General features: G+C 63.8%; 9 protein-coding genes. 5 read left to right on the top strand and 4 right to left on the bottom strand.

From position 1 onward, the window contains the following. From EOA60_RS19630 to EOA60_RS19615, 4 genes are all read left to right on the top strand, one after another. Positions 1–454 (top strand): enolase C-terminal domain-like protein (locus tag EOA60_RS19630; RefSeq protein WP_281060759.1); only part of this gene is annotated, 454 nt, incomplete at its 5' end. A gap of 101 nt (positions 455–555) precedes the next feature. Then, positions 556–879: a DUF2934 domain-containing protein gene (locus EOA60_RS19625; protein ID WP_067321922.1), complete on the top strand. Its 324-nt coding sequence runs from the start codon at positions 556–558 to the stop codon at positions 877–879. A 99-nt stretch (positions 880–978) separates the two neighbouring features. Continuing rightward, a complete protein-coding gene (locus EOA60_RS19620) occupies positions 979–1,263 on the top strand; it encodes a photosystem reaction center subunit H (protein WP_095778953.1) in 285 nt (94 codons plus the stop codon). Between the two features lie 292 nt (positions 1,264–1,555). Beyond that, entirely contained in the window at positions 1,556–2,434 is an 879-nt protein-coding gene (locus EOA60_RS19615) for an arginase family protein (RefSeq protein ID WP_095824622.1), read from the top strand. 20 nt (positions 2,435–2,454) lie between these two features. Here EOA60_RS19615 and EOA60_RS19610 read toward each other — a convergent pair whose 3' ends face one another. Further along, entirely contained in the window at positions 2,455–2,727 is a 273-nt protein-coding gene (locus tag EOA60_RS19610) for a PilZ domain-containing protein (RefSeq protein WP_067321928.1), read from the bottom strand. Positions 2,728–2,893: 166 nt separating this feature from the next. Continuing rightward, positions 2,894–3,043 carry a hypothetical protein gene (locus EOA60_RS19605; protein ID WP_095778956.1) on the bottom strand — a complete coding sequence of 50 codons (150 nt, stop codon included), beginning with the start codon at positions 3,041–3,043 and terminating at the stop codon, positions 2,894–2,896. A 204-nt stretch (positions 3,044–3,247) separates the two neighbouring features. Here EOA60_RS19605 and EOA60_RS19600 point away from each other — a divergent pair, with 204 nt between their 5' ends. After that, the gene (locus EOA60_RS19600; RefSeq protein WP_067321930.1) at positions 3,248–3,430 is read left to right on the top strand and encodes a hypothetical protein; all 183 of its coding nucleotides are present in this window, start codon (positions 3,248–3,250) and stop codon (positions 3,428–3,430) included. A gap of 177 nt (positions 3,431–3,607) precedes the next feature. On the opposite strand, the gene arsC is transcribed toward EOA60_RS19600, so the two are convergent. Beyond that, positions 3,608–4,018 carry an arsenate reductase (glutaredoxin) gene (gene arsC, locus EOA60_RS19595; RefSeq protein ID WP_067321933.1) on the bottom strand — a complete coding sequence of 137 codons (411 nt, stop codon included), beginning with the start codon at positions 4,016–4,018 and terminating at the stop codon, positions 3,608–3,610. Then, a partial coding sequence (locus EOA60_RS19590; RefSeq protein ID WP_164899412.1) for an MIP/aquaporin family protein occupies positions 4,015–4,637 on the bottom strand: 623 nt, incomplete at its 5' end. The genes EOA60_RS19590 and arsC, both read right to left, overlap by 4 nt.

Here is a 4,637-nt window from a genome sequence, read left to right as displayed (position 1 = left end):
GCCCTGCAACACCATGGATGAAGTCGCTACGCTGAAGGGCCGCGTGACGCATCCGGTCTATCTCGACGAGAGCACCGAGGACCAGAACGCGGTGCTGCGAGCGATCTCCATGGGCATCGCCGACGGCTTCGGCTTGAAGGTGACGCGCCTCGGCGGCCTCACGAAGATGACAACCGTGCGCGACCTTTGCGCCATTCGCTCGCTGCCGCACAGCTGCGACGACGCCTGGGGCGGCGACATCATCGCGGCGGCCTGTGTCCATCTTGCTGCCACGGTCGAGCCGCGCCGGATGGAGGGGGCCTGGATCGCCCAGGAATATATCGACGGGCATTTCGACTGGAAGAACCCGGTCGTGATCGAAAAGGGCCACATAGCCGTGCCGCAGCGGCCGGGCCTGGGCGTGAAACCCGAGGCCGGGATATTCGGCAAGCCGCTGGCGACTTACGGAGCCTGACAACCGGCCAGGCTTTGGCCGGCCCAGCCGATCACTTCTTGGGTCTCGGGGATCGTTCCGCCTCATCCCGCGTTGAGTGGCACGCAAAGGGAGGAACGGCAATGGATGATGATCGGACCGAGAAGATCAGGCAGCGTGCCTATGAGCTCTGGCAGCGCGAGGGCAGCTTGCATGGCGACCATGAGCGGCACTGGCGCCAGGCCGAGATGGAAATCGATCGCGAGGCTGCGCTGCCGCTCACGGCAGACGATGCGCTGCCGGGAACGCGCGAGATCGACAGCGCGGATGTGCTGACGGTCGAGGCGCTTGCGATACGCACCGGCATATCGGCCCAAGAAGCGCAGGAGTTGCTCGACAGGCTGGGCAGCGACCGCGCCGCGATCGAGCAGGCGGCGCGGAGCATCCGGGCACGGAAAGGGCTGTAGGTCAGGAACCCAGACGCGTGCGACGTTGCCGGCATTCGACGTCGGCGGAACCCTCGTTGCCATCGACAGTTCCTCCTGTCTAACCACAGGAGACCTGTCATGGATCATACCAACCACGTGAGGCTGACAAACGCCGAATTGACTCCCAGCATTCTCGAAGGCGCGACCATCTACGGCCCGGACGACGAAAAGATCGGCTCGGTCGACCACATGCATGGCAGCCAGGTCGTCATCGATGTCGGCGGCTTCCTCGGCATCGGTGCAAAGCCGGTCGCCGTCAGCGCCAACCAATTGGATTTCATGCGCGACGAGGACGGCGACGTCCACGCCGTGACCAGATGGACGAAGGACCAGCTGAAGTCGATGCCCGAGCATCACGACTGAGCACGGGAGGGTCCGACGAGAGCCGACACATGTTGGGGCGTCCTCATCCCGGCCTTCTCATGCTGCATTCCGGCGTGGTGCCGCGGCGTTCTGAAGCGCAAGTTCGGCGAGCCCACCGGGCCTACTGGGCGAGCGTGCGCCGCTACTCTGAGGCGATGCCTCTTGCCTCAAGGTGGCGGCCATCCTCGATCCCGCAGCGCGCCAGTCAATCTTGACAACGGACCGCTTGGTCGAGCCTCCTGAGAGCGGCGCTCGCCTGAAGGCGGCAATCGGGACCTGATTGGAAACGAGGATGACGGCCACCAACGGCAAAACGCTGCGACTGCATATGCCGCAATGGCAGGGCGGGAATCTCGAGGAGTATCATCTCAGTTCGAAAGTGCTGTCGTGGCTGCTGCCCGCATCCCGAGGACCGGAGGAGATCGTGCCGGTCCCCTCTCCCGGCGACAGTCCGGCGCCGGCGATCGAGGACGGCATCCTCGCGAGGAAAGCTCTGCTCGATCAGGCGCGCGCGGCGCGAGCCGCCATCGAACGGCATCGGCCGGATAGGATTCTCACGATCGGCGGCGACTGCCTGGTCGATCTCGCGCCCATCGCCTACCTCAACAAGCACTATCGCGGCACTGTCGGGGTGCTCTGGATCGACGCCCATCCAGATGTGCAGACGCCGAAGGATTTCCATCAAGGCAATTCGCAGGTGCTGGCAATGCTGCTTGGCGAAGGTGATCCGGATTTCCTCACCGAAGTCGACGTTCCCGTCGACCCCACGAAAGTAATGTATGCAGGGCTGGACGAGTGGTCGCCGCCCGAAAACGAGTTTCTCGTCCGCATGGGCCTGCGGCGCACGGGATCGGCCGAGCTTGCCGAGAGCTCTTCCTCGGTGCTGAAATGGATCGAGCAGGAAGGCATCGAGTACCTAGCGATCCACTTCGACGTCGACGCCATCAGGCCGCAGAGCTTTCGGCCGATGCTCTTCAACAAGCCCGGCGCTGGAGATGGCTTCCTTGCCGGTGTTCCGCGCGGCCGGCTTGAGCCGAAGCATGTGTTGCGGCTGCTCGGCCATGTCGCGGGCGCCTGCGACATCGTCGGGCTTGCCATTACTGAGTACATCTCCTGGGACGCCATCCAGACACGGAAGTTGCTAGCCCAATTGCCGCTCATCGGCGCATGAGCGGGGCCCCGGCGTTGGCGTCAGCCCTTCATTGAATTGCTGTAGACCTGCACGCCGACGCGCTCGTTGCGGCGCCAGCGCACCACGGCCCGATAGACGGCGTCGTCATCGGGAACAATGAGCGTGAAACGGTCGGGCAATTCCACCTGCGGCCCGACGCGCAGTTCGGCGCCATGCTCGTGCTGATTACGGACGGAGCACCTGATGCTGGCGTCGCCGGTGACGATTGTAGCCTCCTTCAGCACGAATTCTCGTGAATGAAGACGGCGCTCTAAGTGGGGAAAGGTGGCCATGATGCACTGGTCCCGAAACTTGCCCGGCGGGCTCAAACTCAATCGCCCGACGCACCACCCTAGCGCGGACGTGTTTCCGTTCCGTTAGCGTTTTCTAATCACTGCCCACTCGGCGATCCCGTTTCCGCACAGGCGGCGCCGGACCGAACGAGCTTGTCGCATGCCGCTAATGCCGCTTGAAATACTGGACCTCGCGCTCGTGCTTTTCGGCAGCCTCGCGCGACTTGAAGGTACCGAGATTCCGGCGTTTGCCGGTCCTCGGATCCACCTTGCGCGAATAGAGCCGGTAGTCGCCGGACTTCAGCTTGCGGATCATGGGACACCTCCTCTGCTCGTAAGTCTAATCCACTCGACCTGTCCGGGGTTCCAGCAGCGAACGTGATCCATTTCACGGAAGCGCCGCGCCGAATGTCGGAATCGACGCGGCAGCGACACGATTGGGTCGGATTATTTGTACTCAAACGGCTTCCGCGGCGTTAGTCTTTGCGTCCGCGAGCATGCCGGACTGGAGGAGGGTGAGATGGCGACGGCCAAGCTTCACGGCGTTGAACTCGTCAAGGGCCAGAGGTGGACGGTGCGCGTCACCGCCTACGGCACTACGCTGACCTTCCCTTTCGAAGCCGAGCAATTTGCGCGCTCCTATGCCGATGGTCAGGCCTTCCGCCTCGGCGTCGAGGTGGTCGAGTTGAAGGACTGCGCCTGAGCGGCTGCGGGCGTAGCGATCGCCGCCACGGGTTCGCCGCGCGACAAATCTATCGCCAAGCTCCGATAGCGGCGGACCTTATGCAGGAACTGGCAAGAAGTCGGTGTCGTGCCCATCACTTTGTCGACTCGTTCGCAAACCACGAGCCTCGATCTACTTCATGAAGCATCTGGCGTTCTAGGTTTGCGGCAACCAGGCAACCTTCTCGCCATCCTCCTTGATGAATTCGCGCACGGGGTTGTCGAGCAGCGGCAGCACCGCCTCCGACGGCCGGCAGAGCCTCGTGCCCTTGGGCGTCTCCACGATCGGCCGGTTGATGAGTATCGGATGGGCGAGCATGAAACCGATCAGCTCGTCGTCGCTCCATTTCGGATCGGCGAGGCCAAGCTCCGCGTAGGGCGTGCCTTTCTCCCGCAACAGGTCGCGCGGGGTGATGCCCATCGCCGCGATCAATTCGAGTAGCCGTTCGCGGCTCGGCGGCGCCTTCAGATATTCGATCACCATCGGCTCCTCACCGCTGGCGCGGATCATGGAAAGCGTGTTGCGCGAGGTGCCGCAAGCGGGGTTGTGGTAGATGGTGACCGTCATGGCTCGGCTTTCAGTGGCTCGGATTGCTCGATGGATTCGGGCCGCAGCAGCCATCCCATCAGCGCCAGCGCGATAAAGGCGCCGAGCAGTTCGGCGACGATGAAACCCGGGAGATCGGCCGGCCTGATGCCGGAAAAGCTGTCGGTGAGCGCACGCGCCACGGCGACGGCCGGATTGGCGAAGGACGTAGAGGCGGTGAACCAGTAGGCGGCGGTGATGAAGAGGCCTACCAGCCATGGCACAGCCCGTCGCTCGAAGCGCAGGCCGGCGAGAATTACAGCGACCAGGCCGAATGTCGCGACAATCTCCGAAAACCATTGCGCCGGTCCGGCGCGCAGCTTGGTCGCGATCTCCAAGGGCGGCAGGGCGAACATGAGGTGCGCGGCGATCGTGCCGGCGATGCCGCCGGCGAACTGCGCGGCGAGATAGGCAGGCAGATCGCGCGGCGGGAGCGACCGGTTCAAACAGAAGACGAGCGAGACGGCCGGATTGAAATGCGCCCCGGAGATCGGTCCGAGGATGGTGATCAACACCACCAGCATGGCGCCGGTCGCGAGCGTGTTGGCGAGCAGCGCCAGCGCGGTGTCATGCGTCAGCGTCTCCGCCATGATGCCGGAAC

The organism is Mesorhizobium sp. M1A.F.Ca.IN.020.06.1.1, assembly GCF_004023265.1.
Lineage (GTDB): Bacteria > Pseudomonadota > Alphaproteobacteria > Rhizobiales > Rhizobiaceae > Mesorhizobium.
This window is presented reverse-complemented; position numbering and strand designations above follow the sequence as displayed.